General features: G+C 66.1%; 21 protein-coding genes. 1 reads left to right on the top strand and 20 read right to left on the bottom strand.

Features of this window, described 5'->3' with window-relative positions; genetic code table 11:
* Nucleotides 1-396 precede the first annotated feature (396 nt).
* The 3 genes from murA to AB0B25_RS24890 form a co-directional block, all read right to left on the bottom strand.
* Nucleotides 397-1,656 carry a UDP-N-acetylglucosamine 1-carboxyvinyltransferase gene (gene murA / locus AB0B25_RS24880; protein ID WP_357183897.1) on the bottom strand — a complete coding sequence of 420 codons (1,260 nt, stop codon included), beginning with the start codon at nucleotides 1,654-1,656 and terminating at the stop codon, nucleotides 397-399.
* A gap of 212 nt (nucleotides 1,657-1,868) precedes the next feature.
* A complete protein-coding gene (locus AB0B25_RS24885) occupies nucleotides 1,869-2,450 on the bottom strand; it encodes a cob(I)yrinic acid a,c-diamide adenosyltransferase (RefSeq protein WP_357183899.1) in 582 nt (193 codons plus the stop codon).
* Nucleotides 2,451-2,467: 17 nt separating this feature from the next.
* Nucleotides 2,468-2,890 carry a DUF2550 domain-containing protein gene (locus tag AB0B25_RS24890; RefSeq protein WP_357078310.1) on the bottom strand — a complete coding sequence of 141 codons (423 nt, stop codon included), beginning with the start codon at nucleotides 2,888-2,890 and terminating at the stop codon, nucleotides 2,468-2,470.
* Between AB0B25_RS24890 and AB0B25_RS24895 the strand changes: the two genes are divergently transcribed.
* Nucleotides 2,862-3,104, top strand: coding sequence for a hypothetical protein (locus AB0B25_RS24895; protein ID WP_357183902.1), 243 nt, complete (start codon nucleotides 2,862-2,864; stop codon nucleotides 3,102-3,104). The two genes, AB0B25_RS24890 and AB0B25_RS24895, sit on opposite strands and share 29 nt — an antisense overlap.
* 11 nt (nucleotides 3,105-3,115) lie before the next feature.
* On the opposite strand, the gene AB0B25_RS24900 is transcribed toward AB0B25_RS24895, so the two are convergent.
* The 17 genes from AB0B25_RS24900 to thrC all read right to left on the bottom strand — a co-directional run bounded on the left by AB0B25_RS24900 (nucleotide 3,116) and on the right by thrC (nucleotide 20,618).
* Nucleotides 3,116-3,493: a F0F1 ATP synthase subunit epsilon gene (locus AB0B25_RS24900; protein WP_357183905.1), complete on the bottom strand. Its 378-nt coding sequence runs from the start codon at nucleotides 3,491-3,493 to the stop codon at nucleotides 3,116-3,118.
* A 6-nt stretch (nucleotides 3,494-3,499) separates the two neighbouring features.
* Complete coding sequence (atpD, locus tag AB0B25_RS24905; protein WP_357183908.1) at nucleotides 3,500-4,948, bottom strand: F0F1 ATP synthase subunit beta; 1,449 nt, start codon at nucleotides 4,946-4,948, stop codon at nucleotides 3,500-3,502.
* A 241-nt stretch (nucleotides 4,949-5,189) separates the two neighbouring features.
* Nucleotides 5,190-6,161, bottom strand: coding sequence for a F0F1 ATP synthase subunit gamma (locus AB0B25_RS24910; RefSeq protein ID WP_357183911.1), 972 nt, complete (start codon nucleotides 6,159-6,161; stop codon nucleotides 5,190-5,192).
* 65 nt (nucleotides 6,162-6,226) lie between these two features.
* Entirely contained in the window at nucleotides 6,227-7,864 is a 1,638-nt protein-coding gene (gene atpA, locus AB0B25_RS24915) for a F0F1 ATP synthase subunit alpha (RefSeq protein ID WP_357183914.1), read from the bottom strand.
* Between the two features lie 54 nt (nucleotides 7,865-7,918).
* Complete coding sequence (locus tag AB0B25_RS24920; protein WP_357183917.1) at nucleotides 7,919-8,728, bottom strand: F0F1 ATP synthase subunit delta; 810 nt, start codon at nucleotides 8,726-8,728, stop codon at nucleotides 7,919-7,921.
* Nucleotides 8,729-8,825: 97 nt separating this feature from the next.
* Nucleotides 8,826-9,383 carry a F0F1 ATP synthase subunit B gene (locus AB0B25_RS24925; RefSeq protein WP_357183919.1) on the bottom strand — a complete coding sequence of 186 codons (558 nt, stop codon included), beginning with the start codon at nucleotides 9,381-9,383 and terminating at the stop codon, nucleotides 8,826-8,828.
* A gap of 5 nt (nucleotides 9,384-9,388) precedes the next feature.
* The gene (locus tag AB0B25_RS24930) at nucleotides 9,389-9,637 is read right to left on the bottom strand and encodes an ATP synthase F0 subunit C (RefSeq protein WP_327113151.1); all 249 of its coding nucleotides are present in this window, start codon (nucleotides 9,635-9,637) and stop codon (nucleotides 9,389-9,391) included.
* 78 nt (nucleotides 9,638-9,715) lie between these two features.
* Nucleotides 9,716-10,441: a F0F1 ATP synthase subunit A gene (atpB, locus tag AB0B25_RS24935; RefSeq protein ID WP_357183922.1), complete on the bottom strand. Its 726-nt coding sequence runs from the start codon at nucleotides 10,439-10,441 to the stop codon at nucleotides 9,716-9,718.
* A gap of 374 nt (nucleotides 10,442-10,815) precedes the next feature.
* A complete protein-coding gene (locus AB0B25_RS24940) occupies nucleotides 10,816-11,271 on the bottom strand; it encodes a hypothetical protein (protein WP_357183925.1) in 456 nt (151 codons plus the stop codon).
* Between the two features lie 11 nt (nucleotides 11,272-11,282).
* Nucleotides 11,283-12,440 (bottom strand): MraY family glycosyltransferase, encoded by a 1,158-nt coding sequence (locus AB0B25_RS24945; RefSeq protein WP_357183928.1) that lies wholly within the window; start codon nucleotides 12,438-12,440, stop codon nucleotides 11,283-11,285.
* 16 nt (nucleotides 12,441-12,456) lie between these two features.
* Entirely contained in the window at nucleotides 12,457-13,134 is a 678-nt protein-coding gene (locus tag AB0B25_RS24950; RefSeq protein ID WP_357184052.1) for an L-threonylcarbamoyladenylate synthase, read from the bottom strand.
* A 63-nt stretch (nucleotides 13,135-13,197) separates the two neighbouring features.
* Nucleotides 13,198-14,070, bottom strand: coding sequence for a peptide chain release factor N(5)-glutamine methyltransferase (prmC, locus tag AB0B25_RS24955; protein WP_357184055.1), 873 nt, complete (start codon nucleotides 14,068-14,070; stop codon nucleotides 13,198-13,200).
* 31 nt (nucleotides 14,071-14,101) lie between these two features.
* Nucleotides 14,102-15,172 carry a peptide chain release factor 1 gene (gene prfA / locus AB0B25_RS24960; protein ID WP_357183930.1) on the bottom strand — a complete coding sequence of 357 codons (1,071 nt, stop codon included), beginning with the start codon at nucleotides 15,170-15,172 and terminating at the stop codon, nucleotides 14,102-14,104.
* Nucleotides 15,173-15,253: 81 nt separating this feature from the next.
* Nucleotides 15,254-15,484, bottom strand: a complete 231-nt coding sequence (gene rpmE / locus AB0B25_RS24965) for a 50S ribosomal protein L31 (protein ID WP_039796334.1) — start codon at nucleotides 15,482-15,484, stop codon at nucleotides 15,254-15,256.
* 624 nt (nucleotides 15,485-16,108) lie between these two features.
* Nucleotides 16,109-18,088: a transcription termination factor Rho gene (rho, locus tag AB0B25_RS24970; RefSeq protein WP_357183933.1), complete on the bottom strand. Its 1,980-nt coding sequence runs from the start codon at nucleotides 18,086-18,088 to the stop codon at nucleotides 16,109-16,111.
* 417 nt (nucleotides 18,089-18,505) lie between these two features.
* Nucleotides 18,506-19,471, bottom strand: coding sequence for a homoserine kinase (gene thrB, locus AB0B25_RS24975; RefSeq protein WP_357183936.1), 966 nt, complete (start codon nucleotides 19,469-19,471; stop codon nucleotides 18,506-18,508).
* Nucleotides 19,472-19,496: 25 nt separating this feature from the next.
* On the bottom strand, nucleotides 19,497-20,618 hold the full coding sequence (thrC, locus tag AB0B25_RS24980; RefSeq protein ID WP_357184058.1) for a threonine synthase: 1,122 nt from the start codon (nucleotides 20,616-20,618) through the stop codon (nucleotides 19,497-19,499).
* Between the last annotated feature and the right edge of the window lie 16 nt (nucleotides 20,619-20,634).

The following is a 20,634-nucleotide window of genomic DNA, read 5'->3' on the forward strand; positions in this document are numbered from 1 at the left end:
CCTCCACACGGGGAGCGAAAGGCCGGAACCAAAAAAAATTTGGCACTGACATTCATCGACACACTATTGAGTTCTCAAAGAACACACGCACACACCATCGCGCAGATTGAATCTGATTGATCGGTGAGGCAACTTTTACAGCTTAGCCCAGCCGCAAACCCGGATGCAAATCCGAATCGCGATCGAACTAGTGTGAACGCCAGGCGCTCCTCGTCCTACCTCGTTTCCCTAGCCTCTCGCTTAGCGTTTCCGCTCAGCTTCTCGGCCCCGGGTCGGTGTCCGTGTCGCTCTGACTCGAATAAAGTTACGTGTCTGTGTGAACGATGTCAAATCGCCTGGTCAAGGCCATTTTCCGCGACACGTGGAAACTCGCGACGCAACCGTGTCGACTCGTGATCACTCCGAGGCGCCGACCCGTACCACCTGTCCGCCCAATGCCTGCAGCTGCTCGACAAACTTCGGGTAGCCGCGATCGATGTGGAAGACGTCGTGCACCTCGGTCGTCCCATCCGCGACCAGACCGGCGAGCACAAGACCGGCGCCCGCCCGGATATCGGACGACCACACCGGCGCGCTGGACAGTCGCGGAATGCCGCGCACCACCGCGTGGTGCCCATCGGTCCGCGCGTCGGCGCCGAGCCGGATCATCTCCTCCACGAACCGAAACCGCGCCTCGAAGATGTTCTCGGTGATCATCGAGGTGCCGTCGGCGATGGCCGCGAGGCCGATCGCCATCGGCTGGAGGTCGGTCGGGAAACCCGGGAACGGCAGCGTCGCGAAGTTCACCGCGCGCGGACGCTCCGCCTGAACAACTCGAAAGCCATCCTGTTCGAACGAGATCCGCGCACCCGCAGAACGCAACTTATCCAGCACCAGCGAAAGGTGCTTGGGGTTGACACCGGTCACGCGGACATCGCCCATCGTCATCGCTGCGGCAATTCCCCAGGTAGCCGCCACGATGCGGTCGCCGATGACACGGTGGGTCGTGGGTGAGAGCCGCTCGACGCCTTGGATGGTGAGCACCGAGGTGCCGGCGCCACTGATCCGCGCCCCCATCCGAACGAGCATGTGGCACAGGTCGACGATGTCGGGTTCGCGCGCGGCGTTGTCGATCACCGTCTCGCCCTCGGCGAGGACCGCGGCCATGAGGATGTTCTCGGTCGCACCCACGGAAGGGAAGTCCAGGCGGATCTTGGCGCCTTGCAGTTCGTCGGCCCGCGCGACCACGCAGCCGTGCTCGATCTCGCTGGTCGCTCCGAGCAGTCGCAGTCCGGCCTGGTGCATGTCGAGCGGGCGCGAACCGATCGCGTCACCGCCGGGCAGTGCGACCACCGCGCGCTTACACCGCGCCATGAGCGGACCGAGCACACAGACCGATGCGCGGAATTGGGTGACCGCGGGGAAGTCCGCGTGGTACTTCGGTTCGGCGGGGGTTGTTATGGCGACCACCCCGCCGTCGATCGCAACATCACAACCGAGGCCGCGCAGCACGTCGGCCATCAGCGGCACATCGAGGATGTCCGGGCAGTTCGTGATCGTGGTGGTGCCTTCGGCCAGCAACGCAGCGGCCATCAACTTGAGGACGCTGTTCTTGGCGCCCCCCACCGTGACCTCACCGACGAGTCGATTCCCGCCGGTAACCAAAAACCGTTCCATGCCGCCTCTCCGCGTATTCGGCGCACTGTTGGTGCAAGGATAGTTGCGGCGGCGCACTCTGGTGCCGCCTCTTCACGACTCCCCTCGCCTCTCCGCATTTCTGTCGATCGGTGGGAGCCGCGAGGTGGGCGTCTTGCGGCGGACGGTGCGATCCCGTCATGTCCCTGGCATACCCGGTGATTTCGCTTGTACGCGCGTGCGGCGCTACCCGATCAGGCACTCGGCTCTTCGCCACCCGGCTTCCAGAGGATATCGCCGCCGGGATTGGCCACTCGGCTCAGGATGAACAGCAGGTCGGACAGGCGATTGAGGTATTTGGCAGGCAGCACGTTGATGTCCTCCGGGTGTGCTTCGATCGCCGCCCATGCGGAACGTTCCGCGCGGCGGGCAACGGTGCGCGCGGTGTGCAGCAGGGCCGCGAGCGGCGTCCCGCCGGGCAGGATGAACGAATTCAGCGCAGGCAGTTCGGCATTGAACGCGTCACACCAAGTCTCGAGGCGGTCGATGTAGGGCTGGGTGACGCGCAGCGGCGGATATTTGGGCGCGGTCACTATCGGTGTGGACAGGTCCGCGCCTGCGTCGAACAGATCGTTCTGGACCCGACGAAGCACCGCGAGCATCGTCTCCCCCGGTTGCCCGAGTGCGATCGCGACACCGATGGCCGCGTTCGTCTCATCGCAGTCCGCGTACGCGACCAACCGTTGATCGGTTTTGGCGACCCGGGAGAAGTCGCTCAACCCCGTTGTCCCGTCATCGCCGGTCCGCGTATAGATCCGCGTCAGATGCACGCTCACAGGACAACCTTATGCGTTCAGAGACCTGGCATCCGGCGGGTCCGGTCAGAAGGGCGGGATTCCACCCAGGAGAGAAACGCGGTCAACGAGTCGCGATCGAGGGCCAACTCGAAGCCACCTGTGCGATCCGACACAGCGATCACCGCGATGTCGTCGGTCATGATGTCGTATTCGTCGCCGCGCGGTCCGCGGCGGTCACCTATCTCGACGCCTTGGCGGCGAATCATCGAATCGGGTCCGAGTTTGAGGCTGGTGAGTTTGAAGAAAACGAGCCGGTCCTCGTCGTAACGGATCAGTCCGTGCCGCCAACCCTGGCCACCGCGGGCAGGCAACACCCGCAGAATCGCGGCTGTTCCGCCGCGACGCAACATGATCAGACGATAGGTCGAGGCGAGCGCGAGGAACACGAGCGTGAGCACCAGAATGATCAAGAGAACCATCCCGGTCTGCAATCTGTTCGTCCCTTCGTTCCACCGTGGTGTCGTCGACACCCCGGGGTCATTCAACCACGGCCCCGAGTTTACAAACGGCCCGACCATGTCCGACGGCCGCGTGCCCGGCAATACCGCGATCGGCGGACTCGCCGAACTCGGCTACAAAGCGGCTGTCGGCGGTGAAGAGATCTCCACCGCCGACAGCCGTCGTGCTCAATGACAGGTTGTTGCTTATGCCTTCGCCGTCTGCTCGACCGCGCGCACCCGGGCCTGAGCTGCCTTCAGCTGCTCTTCGCTGGCGTCGGAGTCGGCCAGCACCCGGCGGGCCGCCTCGACGTCCACCTCATCGGCGAACTCCGCGGACTCGGCCAGCACCCGGACCGAGTTCGCGGTCACCGAGAAGAAGCCACCGTGCACCGCGGCGACGATCCGCTCACCGTCGGTGTCCACGATGGCGACGGTGCCCCCTTCGACCAGCTGGCCGAGCAAGGGCTCGTGCCCCGGCATGATGCCGATCTGGCCCTCGGTGGTCTGCGCGCTGACGAACGATGCCTGGCCGGACCAGAGCAGTCGCTCGACCGCGACGAGATCAACTGACATTTCCGCCATCGGTGACTACTTTCCGAGGATCTTCTTCGCGGCCGCCTCGACATCGTCGAGACCACCGCAGCTGTTGAAGGCTTGCTCCGGGTAGTGGTCGAACTCGCCCTTGCAGACCCGGTCGAAGTCGTCGATGGTCTGCTCCAGCGGCACGACCGAACCCACCTGGCCGGTGAACTTCTCGGCCACGATGAAGTTCTGGCCGAGGAACTTCTCCAGACGACGGGCACGGCCGACGAGGACCTTGTCCTCCTCCGACAACTCGTCCATACCGAGGATGGCGATGATGTCCTGCAGTTCCTTGTACTTCTGCAGGATCCGCTTCACCTCGTTGGCCACGCGGAAGTGTCGCTCGCCGACGATCGAGGCTTCCAGGATGCGGGAGGTCGAGGTCAGCGGGTCGACAGCCGGGTAGATACCCTTCTGCGAAATCGGGCGGGAGAGCTCGGTCGTCGCATCGAGGTGCGCGAAGGTGGTCGCCGGGGCCGGGTCGGTGTAGTCGTCGGCGGGCACGTAGATGGCCTGCAGCGAGGTGATCGACCGACCGCGGGTCGAGGTGATGCGCTCCTGCAGCTCACCCATTTCATCGGCCAGCGTCGGCTGGTAACCGACGGCCGAGGGCATCCGGCCGAGCAGGGTCGACACCTCGGAGCCGGCCTGGGTGAACCGGAAGATGTTGTCGATGAACAGCAGCACGTCCTGGTGCTGCACGTCGCGGAAGTACTCGGCCATGGTGAGGGCCGAGAGAGCGACACGCATACGGGTGCCCGGCGGCTCGTCCATCTGGCCGAAGACGAGGGCGGTGTCCGGCAGGACGCCCATTTCCTCCATTTCCAGCCGAAGGTCGGTGCCCTCACGCGTGCGCTCGCCGACACCGGCGAACACGGAGGTGCCGGAGAACTCCCTCGCGATGCGGGTGATCATCTCCTGGATCAGAACGGTCTTGCCGACACCGGCGCCACCGAACAGACCGATCTTGCCGCCCTTCACGTATGGGGTGAGCAGATCGATAACCTTGATACCTGTCTCCAGGATCTCGGTCTTGCCCTCGAGCTGGTCGAATGACGGCGGCTTGCGGTGGATGCCCCACTGCTCGCCGTCGCGACCGAGGCCGGGAGTGTCCAGGCAGTCGCCGAGCGCGTTGAAGACGTGACCCTTGACGACGTCACCGACCGGCACCGAGATCGGCTTGCCGGTGTCGGTCACGGTGGCGCCACGGACCAGGCCGTCGGTCGGCTGCATCGAGATGGTGCGCACGATGTTGTCACCGAGGTGCTGGGCGACCTCGAGGGTCAGGGTTTTGGCCACCGAGGTCAGCGTGATCTCGGCGTGCAGAGCGTTGAACAGCTCAGGGATGGCTCCGCGCGGGAACTCGACGTCCACGACGGGGCCGATGACCCGGACGACGCGGCCCGCGGCGGCGCCGGTCCGGTTCGTGTTGTCTTGAGTGACAGCTGCGGTCATTGGTGTTGGTTCTCTCCGTGTCGATGTGCGGCCTTCGGGGGGCCTTCGTGGTTTCGCACGCTTCCGCATCCGGCCCCGTGCCTCAGGCCGTGTTCTTGACGGGGTTCGCGGTGCCCTTCGTGGCTACGCACGCTTCCGCCTCCGGGCCCGTCTCTCATGCCGTGTCCATCACGGCATTCGCGGGGCCCTTCGTGGTCACGCACGCTTCCGCCTCCGGGCCCGTCTCTCATGCCGGGGCCGCTCAGTCTCGGTCCGAGCTCGACGCCAGCGCGTTCACGCCGCCGACGATTTCGCTGATTTCCTGCGTGATCTGGGCCTGACGTACCGAGTTCGCCTGGCGGGTGAGCACACTGGCCAGTTCGTTGGCGTTATCGGTGGCCGCCTTCATTGCGGTGCGCCGAGCCGCGGACTCGGATGCCGCTGCCTCGAGCAACGACGCGTAGATACGCGTGTTGACGTACTTCGGCAGCAGCGCCGCCAGCAGTACATCGGCGTCGGGCTCGAATTCGTACTGTGCGTGCACATCCGCGGTCGTGGAATCCGAGAGGCTGTCCTCGCCCAGATCGAACTTCTCGTCGACGAAACTCACCTGGATCGGCGCGAGCCGGCGCACCTCAGGGACCTGGGTCAGCATCGACACGAACCGGGTGTACACGACGTGCAGTTCGTCGACACCGGCGATGTCGCCCGTCCCGTCCGGGGCGGCCACCGAACCGTCGGCGCCGGCCATGAACGCGTCGACGAGATGGTGGCAGGCCGCCGAAGCGTCGGTGTACTTCGGCTGCTGCGAGAACCCGGTCCACGCGGACACGAACGGGCGGTTGCGGAAGGTGTAGTACGTCAGGCCTTTGTTGCCCATGACGTACAGCACCGGATCCTTGCCCTCGTCACGCAGGGTGGTCATCAGCTCTTCCGCGCGTTTGAACACGTTCGAGTTGTAGCCGCCACACATGCCGCTGTCACTGGTGATCACCAGGACGGCGGCACGGCGAGGATTGGGACGCTCGGTCAGCAGCGGGTGCGAAAGATTCTTCGACGCACCCGCGAGCTCACTGAGGACCTTGGTGATCTCCTCCGCGTACGGCTTGGCCGCCGCAACCCTGGCCTGAGCCTTCGAGATGCGCGAGGTCGCGATCAGCTCTTGGGCCTTGGTGATCTTCTTGATCGAATTCACACCACGAATACGGGAGCGCAATTCACGCAAACTTGCCATCAGCGGTTCACACTCCCTTCATTCGCGGCGGTAGGCGGGATCGAATAGCACATCGCAGACCCGCGTTACTTCTCGACGTGCTTGCGGGTGACCGACAGCGACTCGACCTCTTCGTGGTCGAGTTCACCGGCTTCTTCTTCGTTCACCACACGGCTGCCGTCGGAGGCGAGGAAGCCCTGCTTGAACTTCTCGGTGCCTGCCTTGATCGCGTCGGCCGCGTCGCCGTCGAGCACCTTGCCGCCCGCGATGGCCTTGAAGGCGTCGGCGGCGGTGCGGTGCAGATCCTCCAGCAACTCAGCGTTGAAGCGGCGGATATCGGCGACCGGAACCGAGTCGAAGTAGCCGCCGTCGACCAGGTAGATCGAGACGATCTGGTCCTCGACCGGCACCGGCGAGTACTGGTCCTGCTTGAGCAGTTCCACCCAGCGGGCGCCGCGCTCGAGCTGCGCCAGCGACGCCGCGTCGAGGTCGGAGGCGAAGGCGGAGAATGCCTCCAGCTCGCGGTATTGCGCCATTTCCAGACGCAGCGAGCCCGCCACCTTCTTCATGCCCTTGGTCTGGGCCGCGCCACCGACACGGGAGACCGAGGTGCCGACGTTGATCGCCGGGCGGACGCCCTTGTTGAACAGGTCGGACTCGAGGAAGACCTGGCCATCGGTGATGGAGATGACGTTGGTCGGAATGAACGCCGAGATGTCGTTGGCCTTGGTCTCGATGATCGGCAGACCGGTCATCGAGCCGGCGCCCATCTCGTCGGACAGCTTCGCGCAACGCTCGAGCAGACGGGAGTGCAGGTAGAAGACGTCACCCGGGTACGCCTCACGGCCCGGCGGACGACGCAGCAGCAGCGAGATGGCGCGGTAGGCCTCGGCCTGCTTGGTCAAGTCGTCGAACACGATGAGGACGTGCTTGCCCTGGTACATCCAGTGCTGACCGAGAGCCGAACCGGTGTAGGGCGCCAGCCACTTGAAACCGGCGGAGTCCGAGGCAGGGGCCGCGACGATGGTGGTGTACTCCATCGCACCGTGCGCCTCCAGCGCGGTCTTGACGCCCGCGATGGTCGAACCCTTCTGGCCGATGGCGACGTAGATGCAGCGCATCTGCTTCTTCGGGTCGCCCGACTCCCAGTTCGCCTTCTGCGCCAGGATCGCGTCGATGCAGACCGCGGTCTTGCCGGTCTTGCGGTCGCCGATGATCAACTGACGCTGGCCACGGCCGATCGCGGTCAGCGCGTCGATGGCGGTGATGCCGGTGGCCATCGGCTCCTCGACCGGCTGGCGCTCCAGCACCGTCGCGGCCTGCAACTCCAACACACGCTGCTCGTCGGCCTCGATCGCGCCGAGGCCGTCGATCGGCTGGCCGAGCGGGTTCACGACGCGGCCGAGGAACTTGTCGCCGACCGGCACCGAGAGCACGTCACCGGTCCGGCGGACCTGCTGACCCTCCTCGATCTCGGCGAACTCACCGAGGATGACCGCACCGATCGCGCGGTCCTCGAGGTTCAGCGCGACGCCGAGCACGCCACCCGGGAACTCGAGCAGCTCGTTGGCCATCGCCGACGGCAGACCGCTGACGTGCGCGATGCCGTCGCTGGTGTCGGTGACCACACCGACTTCTTCGATGGAGGTCTCGGGGGTGTAGCTCTGGGTGTAGCTCTCGATCGCGCTACGGATCTCGTCGGAGGAGATCGTCAGCTCCGCCATGTTCTTCCTGCTCTCGCTGTCTGGGTCTGGAATGTCGGGGGTGGTGTTAGCGCGCTAGGTCAGGGCCCGGCGCAGCTTTTCCAGTCGGCCGATTGCGCTGCCGTCGATCACATCGTCCCCGACGCGTACGACGAGTCCGCTCAGCAAACTCGGGTCGACCTGGATGTGCACCGTGGTCGCCCTGCCGTAAATACGCTGCAGCGAGGTGGCCAGCCGGTTGCGCTGCTGCTGGGTGAGCGCGATCGCGGCGCGCACATGCGCGACGATCTGATCGCGACGACCCGCGGCCAGGTCGGCCAGCTCGTCGAAGGCGGCGCCGATGCTCGACTGCTGCCTGGTCACCACCTGCTCCGCCAGGGTCAGGGTGATGGGCTCCGTCTTGCCCGTCAGCAGGCGGGCGATGAGATCGCGTTTCGCCGCGGCCGCCTTGGCCCGATCCGACAGTGCCTGCTCCAACTCGGGGTTGTCGCTGATGATCCGGCCGAGCCGGAACAGCTCGTCCTCGACCGCGTCGAGCCGTCCGCTGACGGCCGCCGATTCCAGCAACGCCTCCTGGCCGAGTAGCACCAAGATCTCGACCAGGTCGGGGGTGCGCGACCAGTCCTGGGCCACCGCGGTGGTCAGCACCGCCAGCGTGGCAGCGCTGACCTTGCCGCCGAAGACCCGCTCGCTGAGCTCCGCACGGGCAGAACCCGGCACCGACACGTCCGCGAGCGCCACACGCAGCGAACGCTGGTCGTCCAGCACGGCGACAACGGCGAACAGTTCCGACCCCGTCGTGGCCGCAACACTGTCGCTTCCGGTCAGAGCGGCCCGAAGCGCCTCCCGCGACCGGGAGCCGGCCTCGCGGCTCGCTGCGTACATGCTTCTCACTTTCACTGTGTTGGCCCCTGCCTGACCGGGGCGGCCTGCGTAGTTATGCTCCGCTGCCGCCTCCGGCCGCTGACCCGTTCAGACATGGTTACCTTCCGACCCCGATGCCCGCATCGGTCTCGTCGAGTTCGGTCAGGAACCGCTCGATCGATGCCGCCTGCTTGGCTTCGTCCGAAACCGACTGTCCGATAATCTTTTCGGCCAGATCGACGGCCGTGCGGCCGACCTCGGAGCGCAGCTCGGTCAGGATCTGCTGGCGCTGGGCTTCCAGCTGGGTGTGGCCCGCCGCGACGATGCGGTCGGCCTCGGCCTGGGCGTCCGTGCGCATCTGCGCGAGGATTTCCTGGCCCTGGGTGCGTGCGTCCTCTCGGATGCGTGCGGCCTCGAGCCGGGCCTCGGCGAGCTGCTGCTGGTACTGCTGCAGGGTGAGCTGAGCTTCTTCCTGCGCGGCCTCGGCGCGAGCAATGCCGCCCTCGATCTTGTCGGAACGCTCATCGAGCGTCTTCATCAGGCGCGGGATCACGTACTTGTAGAACAGGATCCCGATGATGACGACGCAGACGACCGACCAGACGATGTCATACGTTTCGGGGATGAGAGGATTCACTTCCTCTCCCTCCGCCGCGAGCAAAACCGACTCGTACATCGGAATCAGAAAATGAAGCCGGCGACGAGGCCGATCAGGGCGAGCGCCTCGGTGAACGCGATACCGAGGAACATGTTGGTCCGGATCGTGCCCTGCAGCTCAGGCTGACGAGCGATGCCCTCGATCGCCTTCCCGACGACGATGCCGACGCCGATACCGGGGCCGATCGCGGCGAGACCGTAGCCGATGGCACCGAAACCCTTGAACTTGTCGGGGGTCGTCGCGGCTTCCTGGGCCAGGTAAGCGAGGCTCATGAGTCTTCCATTCCCTTTCTGTTGCTCACCCGCCGGTCGGCGAGGTGTAGCAGTTTTCCGGTAGTTGTGTCGGTCAGGTCAGTGATCGTCCGCGTGCTGCGCGAGTCCGATGTAGACGGCGGTCAGCAGCGCAAACACATAGGCCTGCAGGAAGATGACCAACAGCTCGAACAGCGTGAATCCGAGCCCCGCGAGCAGCGAGAACGGCGAGAACACCTTCATCCATGCGGCGGCGTCGAAGAGGAAGAACCAGGTCGCGCTGAAGAACAGCACCAGCATGATGTGCCCGGCGAGCATGTTCGCCATGAGTCGGACGGTCAGCGTGAACGGGCGCAGGATGAAGGTCGAGACGAACTCGATCGGAATCAGCAATACGTGCAGTGCGGGGGGAACATTCGGAACGACGATGCTGCTGCGCATGTAGGTGAGGAATCCGTACTTGCGGATACCGACGTAATTGAACGCCAGGTACGCGATGACGGCGAGCACCAGCGGCATGCCGATTCGGGCATTCGACGAGATGTTCAACCCCGGGATGACGCCGGAGAAGTTCAGAAAAAGGACCGTGAAGAAGATCGACGCGATCAGCGGGAGGAACTTGCGGCCCGTTTCCTTGCCCAATACCTCCTCGCAGATCTGCTCCTTGACAAAGACCAGGCCGGTTTCGGCGACATTCTGCAGACCGCGCGGAACGATCTTGGGTGAACGGAAGGCCAACACCATGACCAGGACCAGGACCGCCGTCATGACGATGCGGATCAGCATCAAGCGATCGAGTTCGAACGGCGTTCCCTCGAACAGCACAGCTGGAGGGAAGAAGTCGGTAAGCGACGGCGCGTGGAACTCGCCCGCCAGAGTGGTGACGCTCAGCGTTCTCTCCCGTGTTCGGGCCGCGGGTAACGGTCATTCCCGCGGTTCGATCGGACATTGACGATCAATTTGGGTCGACTCAGGTCGGCTCGAAATTCGTCAGCAGCTGTGCGGCGGTTGGGTTCCACCAGGCGTCTGTACGTGTGTCGGCGACATCGTCGACATGCAGAACCGGAACCCCTCGGAGCCCGGCACGGCAGTAAGCATAGCGACCCTCGAGAAGGATCTGGACGATCCCCCTCGCTTGGTTGCCTGCTTACCAAGACTTTACCAACCTATCTACGACAGCGTGTAGGTGGGTGGGGTCGCTACTCGCCGGTATCCGACGCGCGCCCGGTCTCGGTGGTTGTCACGTACGGAACCTTCTGACGCAGGACTCCGTATGTCTCCGCACCGAGCACGATCACCAAAGCCCCGACCACCGTGAGGAACAGCACGACCCGGTCGTAGAACGCGAACCGCATCAGGATCGCGACGACCACCAGCGCGACCAGCATCTTGCCGACCCAACTGACCAGCATGACCAGACCGGCGGTGCTCGGCGGAAGTTTCGCGCCGAACAAGACGACAGCGGCGGTGGTGAGGATGAACCCGCCGCCGATCGCGGCGCCGAGTAGGGCGCCCCACACCCCGGGCATCCCCGAAACCACTGCGCCGAGCGCCACAGCCAGGACCACCAGCACGCCCAGTCCGATCAGGCCGTAGCGCAGGGCCGCTCGCAGCGGCGCGTCGGGACCGGGGACGGGGGTGGGAGTAGGGCTCACGGCCGCCGACTTTACCCGGACGGCGTCCGGCCGCCCGCCGGCTCCCCACGACGCAGCCCCGGAATCGCGGTGATCACCAAGGCGAAGACCAACCCGCCCGCCATCAGCAGGACAACCAGCCTACGGTCCATCAGCGAGGTGCCCACCGCACCGAACGCCAATACCCCGACCCACAAATAGATCAGCAGCACGACGCGACGGTGTGAATGTCCGATCTGCAACAAGCGGTGATGCAAGTGCATTTTGTCCGGAGTCGAGAAACTCACCCCTGCGCGCACCCGGCGCACAATGGCCAGCAGCAGATCGAGCACCGGAATGAACATCACCGCACCGACCAGCAGCAGCGGCGACAGCAGACCGACGATGTCACGCGGACCGTAGCCCTGCAACGGGATTCTGCCGGAAGCGCCGGTCGACACCGCGGCAAGCATCAGGCCGATCAACATCGAGCCGGAGTCGCCCATGAATATCCGGGCCGGCTGGAAATTGTGCGGCAGAAATCCGAGGCAGGCGCCCGCGAGCGCCGCGGCGAGCAGCGCAGGAGGGTAGGTGTCGACCGAACCGCCCTGCTCGTTCATCAATCCGAGGCAGAAGGCGAACACCGCGAGCGCCGCGATCACTCCGAGACCCGCCGCGAGACCGTCCAGCCCGTCGACGAAATTCATGGCGTTGACCAAGGTGACCGTCACCGCGACCGTGACAAGCCCACCCTGCAATCCGTCCAACACCACCGTGGTGTTGCTGAACGGGTTGTAGACGACATACCAGCCCAGTCCCATCACCGCCATCACGCCCGCCGCCGTCACCTGCCCGGCGAACTTCGTCAGCGCATCGAGCCCCCAACGATCGTCGACGATGCCGACGAGCACGATCAGCGTGCTCGCGACCAGCACCGCGATCGGGATGTTCGGCTTGTAGTCGAACCCGCTGCGTAGGGCCGGCAGCTGATGGGCGAACAGCACCGCCGCGGCCACCCCGATATACATCCCGACGCCGCCCATTCGAGGAATCGGTTTGACGTGCACGTCCCGATCGCGCGGCACCGCGACCGCGCCGAAACCGATCGCCAGTACCCGCACCCCGCCGGTGGCCAGGAACGTCACCACCGAGGAGATGAGAAGCACGACCAACAGCTCACGCAGCGGAACAACAGCGCTCGAACCCATCATCCGCGGTTGCGCCCGTTCATCCGAGCCGCTGCTGGGTCGCAGGACCGGTCAATGCCTCCGGCGACATGCCGAGCACCTCCGCGATGTCGGCGACCGAGACCGCGCCCTCGCGCAGAATCCGCGGCTGGTCGGCGGTCAGATCGACAATGGTCGAGGCGACGGCGTGCTCGGCGGGGCCGCCGTCGAGGTAGACGCCGACCAGCTCACCGAGCTGGTCGCGAGCCTCGGTCGCGGTCCGTGCCGGCGCCTGTCCCGAGACGTTGGCGCTGGACACCGCGAGCGGACCGACCTCGCGCAACAGCTCCAGCGCGACCGGGTGCAGCGGCATCCGCAACATCACCGTCCCGCGCGTGTCCCCGAGATCCCACGCCAGCGAAGGAGCTTGCTGCACAACAAGACTCAGGCCACCGGGCCAAAACGCACGAATCAGCTCACGCGCCTGTGGGCGTACCGAGAAAACCAGGCCGTCGATGGTGTGCCAGGAACCGACCAGTACCGGCACCGGCATGTCTCTGCCACGGCGTTTGGCCGCGAGTAACGACCCGACCGCGGTGGCGTCGAAGGCGTCGGCGCCCAGGCCGTACAGGGTGTCGGTGGGCAACACGACCAGACGCCCGGATTTCAGGGCGCTGGTGGCTGCAGACAGTCCGGCAGCGCGAGAGTCGGAATCCGCGCAGTCGTAGACGGTACTCACGGCACCCATCCTGGCATGGTGTACCGCCTTGCCGAGAATCCAGGCCGTAATAGTGCGGTGACCTCAGGTGCGGGTGGCAGCGACGAAGCGAGGTTTACCCGCGAGATCCGGGTGCTCGACGATGTCGGCGAAAGCGCCGTATCCGGTCAAGAGAGCGGCCAGATCCGAGCCGTTGGAGTCGTCGTGCTCGATCGCGACATGGCCGCCGGGGCGCAGCAGGCGAGCGATGTTCGGGATCATCGCGCGGATGACGTCCAGCCCGTCCGGACCGCCGAACAGGGCGATGCGCGGGTCGTGCTCGGCCACTTCGGGGTCGAGCACAGCGTCCTTCGGGACGTAGGGCGGATTGGAAACCAGCACGTCCACCCGACCGTTCAGGTCGGTGAGCAGTTCGGGATCGGTGGCATCGTCGGCATGGAGCGTGATCGGGGTGTCGCCGGCCGCGATGCGGTCGTCGGCGTTACGCCGAGCCCATGCCAGCGCAGCCGGATCGAGTTCGATCGCGTGCACGTCGGCGTCGGGACGCGCGTGCACGATGGCCAGCGCGAGCGCTCCCGACCCGGTGCACAGATCGACCACGATCGGGGCATGGTCGTGCGGCAATGCCTCCAGCTGTGCAAGCCCCCACGCGAACACCAGCTCGGTTTCCGGACGCGGCACGAAGACACCGGGGCCGACCGCGAGATCTATCCGGCCCATCGCGGCCGTTCCGGTCAAGTGCTGCAACGGAATACGCTGCGCACGGCGAGCGACCAGATCGCGGTACTCGGCCAGCTCGTCGGACGTCACGAGCGGGGTCAGCGCGAGTCTGGTGCGTTCGACGCCGAGCACATGCGCCGCCAAATGCTCGGCGTCGGCCCGTGGACTGTGCACCCCCGCCGTAGTCAATGTCTCGACAGCGTCATTGATGGCGGGGCGCAGTGCGACTCGGGTCATGGACATGGCACCGACTCTGCCCGAAACCCGGTTATTCCGCCGCCATGCGGGCTTCGCGATCCGCTTTCCCCAGGGCGTCCAGCAGCGCGTCCAGATCGCCGTCGAGCACGGCGTCCAGGTTGTGCGCCTTGAAGCCGATCCGGTGATCGGTGATCCGATTCTCCGGGAAGTTGTAGGTGCGGATCCGCTCGGAGCGGTCCACGGTGCGGATCTGGCTGGCCCGGCCCGCCGCGGCCTCCTGGTCTGCCTGTTCCTCGGCGAGCGCCTGCAACCTGGCCGCGAGCACCTGCATGGCACGGGCCTTGTTCTGGAGTTGGGAGCGTTCGTTCTGACAGGTCACCACGATGCCGGTGGGCAGATGGGTGATGCGCACCGCGGAGTCCGTGGTGTTGACACCCTGGCCGCCTTTGCCGGAGGAACGGTAGACATCGATGCGCAGATCGGACTCGTCGATCTGCACCTCGGCGACCTCGTCGGGCTCTGGGTAGATGAGTACGCCCGCGGCCGAGGTATGGATGCGGCCCTGCGATTCGGTCACCGGGACACGCTGCACCCGGTGCACGCCGCCTTCGAATTTGAACCTCGACCACACGCCGTCGCGGGCGGCGTCGCGACTCTTGATCGACAGCGTCGCCTCTTTGTATCCACCCAGGTCGGACAGGGCGACATCGAGAATCTCGACCTTCCAGCCGCGCCGCTCGGCATAGCGCACATACATCCGGGCCAGGTCGGAGGCGAACAGCGCGGATTCCTCGCCGCCCTCGCCGGACTTCACTTCGAGCACGACGTCGTCGCCGTCGTGCGGATCCCGCGGGGCGAGCAGGTCGGCGAGTATCTGCTCCAACTCGTCGACCTGACGCGCCAAATCGGGGACCTCGGCGGCGAAAGCGGAATCGTCGGCGGCGAGTTCCCGCGCGGCGGACAGATCGTCACGGGCCGCGGCGAGTTTGTTGTAGGTGGACATGATCGGCGCCAGCTCGGCGAAGCGCTTGCCGACCCGACGTGCGGCGCCCGCATCGTTGTGCAGCGACGGATCGGCCAACTGCATCTCCAGGCCGGCGTACTCGGCCAGAATGTCGTCGATGGCGGACGGTTGCGTCACGGTGCTTCCTTCTCCTGGTACCTGTCCATACAAAACACCGACGCCCGGCCTGCGCTGCAGGACCGGGCGTCGGCGAGGAAGCTACTTGGCGTCGGCTTTCTTGCCGGCACGCTTGCCGTAGCGCGCCTCGAAGCGAGCCACGCGACCACCGGTGTCGAGGATCTTCTGCTTGCCGGTGTAGAACGGGTGGCACTGCGAGCAGACCTCGACCGTGATGTGTCCGGACTCCTTGGTGCTGCGAGTCTGGAAGGTGTTGCCGCAACCACAGACGACCGTGGTGTCGACATACGTCGGGTGAATTCCTGCCTTCATGGATGTCCTCTCAATTGTGGTCGCCGGGTCGCTCGCGCGATATCGCGAGAACGTGAACCGGAACCGACTAGGCGGGAGGTCTGCTCAGCTGAGCAGACGCAACGACCGTTCAGTATGCCAGAACCGCCGTTACGCTCCCAAAACGCCCCTGGCGCGTGGTTTGTTCCCGCCCGGACACTCCCTCTGTTCGCCGCCCCCGGAATTTCGGGCACGCCAATCGACGTCGGCTCAGGAACCCTGAGAGTGGGCAGTCCGCCGCTCGGGGAGGTGCACTGCTGCGTGCACCGCCCTGGCTGGGTGTGGCCGACACCGGCGTGCCTGGACACAAAGGAGAACGACACAAAGGAGAACACTGTGATCACTCGAATCGCGACCGCGACGTACGTGCTACTGATTCTCGCTGTCGCGGTGGGGTGGAGTGCGCACCCGGAATCCACCGGCGCCGCCATGCCCGCGAGCGCGGTACCTGTGCAAGCGGTCGCCGGCTCCGCGGTCTCGAACTGCACTGTGATCATCGGGTTCCTGATCGGCTGCGCGGCCGTGATCGGCAGCATGTTCTTCAGCCCGCAGACGCCGAAAGGGCCCCGCCTGCGCGGGGCCCTTTCGGCGAAGCAACTCGCGAATCTACTCGTCGAGCGCGCCTGGCGCGGTCTTGCTCACCTGCATCAGGAACTCGAGGTTGTTCTTGGACTTCTTGAGCCGGTCGATCAACAGATCGATGGCCTGGTGCGAGTCCAGACCCGACAGTACTCGGCGCAGTTTGTGCAGCACCGCGGCCTCGTCGGGGCTGAGCAGTAGCTCGTCTTTACGGGTACCGGACGGATTGACGTCCACCGCGGGGAATACCCGCCGCTCCGCGATCTTGCGGTCCAGTTTGAGCTCCGCGTTGCCGGTTCCCTTGAACTCCTCGAAGATCACCGTGTCACCGGTCGAGCCGGTCTCCACCATCGCGGTAGCGATGATCGTCAGCGAGCCGCCGTTCTCGATATTGCGTGCCGCGCCGAGGAACCGCTTGGGCGGGTACAGGGCAGTGGAATCGACACCACCGGAGAGGATTCGGCCCGAAGCGGGCGAGGAGTTGTTGTACGCGCGACCCAGGCGAGTGATCGAGTCGAGCAGCACCACAACATCTTTGCCCATCTCGACCAGGCGCTTGGCACGCTCGATGGCGAGTTCGGCGACCGAGGTGTGGTCCGACGGCGGACGGTCGAAGGTCGAGGCGATGACCTCACCCTTCACCGAGCGCTGCATGTCGGTGACCTCTTCCGGACGCTCGTCCACCAGGACGACCATGAGATAGCACTCGGGGTCGTTGGTCGCGATCGCATTCGCGATGTCCTGCATGATCGTCGTCTTACCCGCCTTGGGCGGCGAAACGATCAGCGCCCGCTGGCCCTTACCGATCGGCATGATCAGGTCGATCACCCGGGTGGTCAGCTTGTTCTGCTGGGTCTCGAGACGAAGGCGCTGGTTCGGGTACAGGGGGGTCAACTTGTTGAAATCGGGACGACGCTTGGCCGCCTCGACATCGCCGCCGTTGACCGTGTCCAGCCGCACCAACGGATCGAACTTCTGTCGCTGGTTGCTCTGCTCACCATCGCGCGGCGCGCGCACCGCGCCGGTGATCGCGTCACCGCGGCGCAGCCCGTTCTTCCGCACCAGGTTCATCGACACGTAGACGTCGTTCGGTCCGGCCAGGTAACCCGAGGTGCGGACGAAAGCGTAGTTGTCCAGCACGTCGAGGATTCCCGCGACCGGCTGCAGCACGTCATCGTCACGGATCTCCAGATCGCGGGCTTCGCCGCCACCGCCGCCGCCCTCGCGATCACGGCCACGACGACGCTCACGGAAACGGCGTCCGCGACGACCGCGACCGCCCTCTTCCTCGTCGCCGCCACGGCTGTCCCCGCCACGACCATCGCCACCACGACCATCGCCGCCACGGCTGTCCCCGCCACGACCTTCCCCGCCACGACCTTCCCCGCCACGATTGCCGTTCTGGTTCTGGTTGCGCTCACCCTGACCGCGGTCGCCCTGGTTGCGTTCCCGACGGCGCTCGCCGCCCTGTTCGGCGTCCTGCTTCGACTCGTCACCACGCGTCTCGACCGTCGCGGTCTCGCCGCCGGATCGCGCCTGGTCACGCCCACGACGCTGCCGACCGCGACCACGCTGGCCGCCCTCGCGGCCGGAATCCTCGGCGGTGTCGGTTGCGGCAGACGCCTGGTCGGTGGCGTTCGCGGTCGTGGCCGCAGGCGCGGACTCGGCGGGAGTCGCCTTCGCCGGTGCGGAAGCCGCGCTACCCCCGGCCGCAGCCGAGGACGTCACGTCGAGGGTCACCTGCTCGGCCTTGGCCGACGCCGACTTGGGAGCCGCCGACGGGGCGGGGGCATCGTTGGTGGCGGTAACCGTGGACACGACCTCGCCCTTGGCGGGCTTTTCCGCCTTCGCCGGTTTTCCGGCTTGGTTTTCCTTGATAGCGGCGATCAAATCGCCCTTGCGCATTCCGGAGGTTCCTCGGATACCGAGCTCCCCCGCCAGCGCGCGCAACTGCGGCAACAACATTCCAGTCAGCCCCGATCGTGCGACGTCGGTTTTTTCGCTCATTGTCGAAATCTGTCCGGATTCACTTTCGCGGTCGCCCGTCGGGTTGGATTCCACCCCGGGTGTCGCGAGCAGGTCCGTATCTGTCACGGATATCCTTTCCTTCCCTCGATTGCCGTGTGCTGTTTCGAGGGTTCGTCCCGCAGCCCGGGCATTCTGCCGGACTCGGATGCGTCCGTCCGGGCGCTCTGTGCCGTATCACCTGCCCCGCCGGACCGGCGGCTTCTCCACCAATGGTGAAAAGGTGGGGAGAGATCATTCCAGTTGCGCAGCTACGCAGCACCCCCATGGCCTGGAGGCTCGAGCCTGGAGCCTGCTGGAGCGATTGCCCTGATGAAGCACCGGCGTCTGATTGCGCACGATGTACGGACCCGCTCAGGATAGCTGCCCATTGCGAATATCGGCAAGGCGGACGCGCCGTCAGTCGACCTGGACGCCCTCGGCGAGTCCGGGCTCGACCACGCGCAGCCCTTCCGCGGCCGCGAGTTCGCGCAGTTCTGCAGGGAATTCGCTGGTACCGAGGACCAGCACGGTCGGACCCGCGCCGGAAACGGTCGCGGCGATCCCCGCCGCCCGCAGGCGGGCGATCCAGGTGGTGGTCAGGGGTAGCGCCGGAGCCCGCTGGGCCTGATGCAGGCGGTCGGCGGTAGCGGGCATCAGTAGGTCGGGGCGCTGGGTCAGCGCCACCACCGCGAGCGCGGCGCGGCTGACGTTGAACGCGGCGTCGCCGTGCGGCACGACCTCGGGCAACAGGCCACGAGTGTGCGCGGTGGATGAGCGCTCCTCCGGGATCAGCACGACCGGACGCAACGCGGGATGCGGCTCGAGGCGGACGGCACGGTAGACACGGCCCTGGTACTCGGCCACCGGAGCACCCTCGCTCCCGCGGTCCGCGGCGCGATCCGACTCGGTCCAGGACACCACGATCCCACCGAGGACGCTGGCCGCCGCGTTGTCCGGGTGACCCTCGAACTCCGAGGCGAGCTGCACCAATCGATCGGCCGAGAGGGCCAGTTCCGGGTCCAGTTTCGCCGCGAGAGCGCACCCCGCGGCCAGGCCGCCGACCACCGCGGAAGCCGACGAACCCAGGCCACGAGAGTGTGGAATCACGTTGCGGCACACCACATCGAGACCATCGGCCCACACCCCGGCGGCCTCCAGACCGCGTTCGATCGCGCGGACCACGAGATGCGAAGGGCCCCATGGCACATCGTCGGCGCTCTCGCCCTCGACCCGAATAGCGAGCCCGGAATCGGTTGTGCGCACCTCGATCTCGTCGTAGATCCCCAATGCCACACCCAGCGAATCGAACCCGGGACCGAGGTTCGCGCTGGACGCGGGGACCCGCGCGGTCACAGTGAGACCGGCGGGCAGCGTAGCGCTCATCAGCTGACTGTCGCGCGAATTCAACTCAGGTCAACTCCAGTTCGGCGGCCACCGCGACCGGGTCTACCGAAATCGCTTGCACCTGCGGCATTCCCGACAACGCGGTATCCGGATCCTTGAGTCCGTTACCGGTCACGGTGCACACCACGGTGAGACCGGAATCCAGCCAGCCTTCCTTGCGTGCGGCGAGCACGCCCGCCACGCTGGCGGCCGACGCGGGCTCGACGAACACGCCCTCGGTGGCCGCGACCAGGTGGTAGGCCGCGAGGATCTCTTCGTCGGTGGCGGCGCGGAACGCGCCGCCGGACTGCTGCTTGGCCTCCACCGCGCCGTTCCAGGACGCGGGCGCGCCGATCCGGATAGCCGTCGCGATGGTTTCCGGGTCCTTCACCGGAGCGCCGTTCACCAGTGGCGCGGCACCGGCCGCCTGCACACCGAGCATGCGCGGCAATTGGGTGGTGACGCCGTCGGCGTAGTACTCGCGGTAGCCACGCCAGTACGCGGTGATGTTGCCCGCGTTTCCGACCGGAAGCGCGTGCACGTCCGGCGCCTTGCCGAGCACGTCGCAGATCTCGAAGGACGCGGTCTTCTGGCCCTCGATGCGTGCCGGGTTCACCGAGTTCACCAGGCCGATGCTGGGGAAGTCCGCGGTGACCTTGCGCGCGAGCTCCAGACAGTCATCGAAATTGCCCTGTATTTGGATGATCTTCGCGCCGAGCATGACGGCCTGGGCCAGCTTGCCCATCGCGATCTTGCCCTGCGGGATCAGCACGGCGCAGCTCATCCCCGCACGAGTGGCATACGCCGCGGCCGATGCCGAGGTGTTGCCGGTGGACGCGCACAAGACTGCGCGCTGCCCGCGATACTTGGCGTCGGTCATCGCCATGGTCATGCCGCGGTCCTTGAACGAGCCGGTCGGGTTCAAGCCCTCGACCTTCAGATACACCTCGCACCCGGTCAGCTCGGACAGGTGCGGCGCGGGCACCAGCGGCGTGCCGCCCTCGTACAGGGTGACCGGCTCCCAGTCCGCCGCGCCGGCGAGCCGGTCGCGATAGGCCGCGATCAGGCCCGGCCAGCGGGAGTGCACTCCTACCTGCGGCGCGACGCCAGCCGTACGCTCACCCGTCTCCCGGACACCGCCCCTCATGGCGTCGCTGCGCGAC

It is taken from the genome of Nocardia sp. NPDC049190 (assembly GCF_040648115.1).
Classification (GTDB): Bacteria; Actinomycetota; Actinomycetes; order Mycobacteriales; family Mycobacteriaceae; genus Nocardia.